The 1,834-nt window shown below is 66.5% G+C and carries 1 protein-coding gene; it reads left to right on the forward strand.

Annotated elements, in window-relative coordinates:
• A partial coding sequence (locus ABT324_RS33305) for an arabinofuranosyltransferase (RefSeq protein ID WP_351185884.1) occupies nucleotides 1-922 on the forward strand: 922 nt, incomplete at its 5' end.
• Nucleotides 923-1,834 lie beyond the last annotated feature (912 nt).

The raw sequence follows: 1,834 nt of genomic DNA on the forward strand, positions 1-1,834 counted from the left end.
CCTGCCGGTGCCGATGACGGAGGGCACCGCGTTCGGCGTGCTGTGCCTGGCGGGCCTGGTGTGGCTGCTGGTGCGCTGCCGCCGCAACGAGGTCGCGGCCTCGATGCTCACCATCGTGATCGCGGTCTACTGCTGGTTCGTGCTCTCCACGGTTGCGCTGGTCGCCAAGACCACGCTGCTGGCGTTCCGGCTGAACGTGATCCTGGACGTCACGCTGGCCGTGGCCGGGGTGTTCGGGTTCCTGGAGCTGATCGGGTGGCTGCGGCGCAGGCTCGACGCCCGGTACGCGCTGCAGATCAGCATGGTCGCCTGCGCGCTGGGCCTGCTCGGCGCGATCACCGTCAACCAGGGCGCGATCGGAACGGCGCTGCAGGGCTCGGTCACGGCCGCATACCAGGACTACTACCCCACCGGCGACAACGCGATGGGGCAGCGCGACCCGGACCAGAAGGGCTCGTGGACCGACGACGAGATCCGCGCCGTCGCCGAGCTGACCGGCCGCGCCCCGGAGCAGAACCTGCTGCTGAGCACCGACTACAAGTTGATGTCGTTCAAGCCCTACTGGGGCTTCCAGCAGGAGACGCCGCACTACGCCAACCCGCTCGGCGACTACGACGAGCGGGCCGCCGAGATCCACCGGTGGACCACCGCGCGCACCAGCGACGAGTTCCTCGGCATGCTGCGCGACAGCGAGTTCCGCACGCCCAACGTGTTCATCCTGTCCAACCCGGACAGCCCGCACTCGGACGTGGAGCTGCCCGAGGGCGAGGAGGGCAAGCTGGTGCTCCAGCTCAAGGGCGACGCGTTCCCGCAGCTGCCGAACGTCCGCGACTACGACGTGTACTTCGACCGCGCGATCTTCGACTCGCCAGCCTTCGTCAAGCGCGAGGTCGGCCCGTACACGGTAATCGCCCTGCGCTGACCCCCACCCGAGCGAACCCCCGCGATCCCAACAGAAGCCAAACAACCGATTTCCACCGAAATCACCCCCACCCGCACACCCACTCAACCCGCACCCGCACCCGCACCCGCACCCGCACCCGCACCCGCACCCGCACCCGCACCCGCACCCGCACGGAAACCTACAGTTTCAGTTGAAACTGTCCCCCCGGGTGACAGAGCCACAGTTCCAGTTGAAACTGTGACCCCTGATGATTTGGTTACAGTTTCAATTGAAACCATAACCAAGGGTGCCGAGTCCCGCAGTTTCCATTGAAACCTCGAACGCGCGTGAGGAAAGAGCGCAGTTTCAATTGAAACTGCAACCCCGAGCGACAGAGTCACAGTTCCAGTTGAAACCGCGTCCCCGGGCGACCGGGTCACAGTTTCAGTTGAAACTGTAACCGGGGGTGACGGGGCCCGCAGTTTCCATTGAAACCTCGGACATGCCTGGGGAACGGGCGCAGTTTCAATTGAAACTGCGCCCTTCCGGCGTGTCGGGTGCCCGACACGCCGGTGGTGCGTCGGTGCGATTTCGCTGGGGTCGCCTCGCGAAATCGCGTACACCTCCTGGGTTTGAGGTGCCGGGACCCGGGTTCCGGTTCCGGGGTTCCGGGGTTCCGGTTCCGGGGTTCCGGGGTTCCGGGGTTCCGGGGGCCCGGGGTTCCGGGGTTCCGGGGTTCCGAGGACCTGGGTTCCGAGGACCTGGGTTCCGAGGACCTGGGTTCCGAGGACCTGGGTTCCGGGTTCTTACACCGTTGTTGGTTCGGGGTGGGGGGTCGTGGTGCGGCGGGTTCGGTAGTTCAGCGCGGCGAGGGCCAGGGAGACCGACCACAGCGGCCAGAGCAGCATCGGCAGCCAGGCCCAGGGGTGTTCGGAGATCACCGAACCCGTT

It is taken from the genome of Saccharopolyspora sp. NPDC000359 (genome assembly GCF_040300525.1).
Lineage (GTDB): Bacteria > Actinomycetota > Actinomycetes > Mycobacteriales > Pseudonocardiaceae > Saccharopolyspora.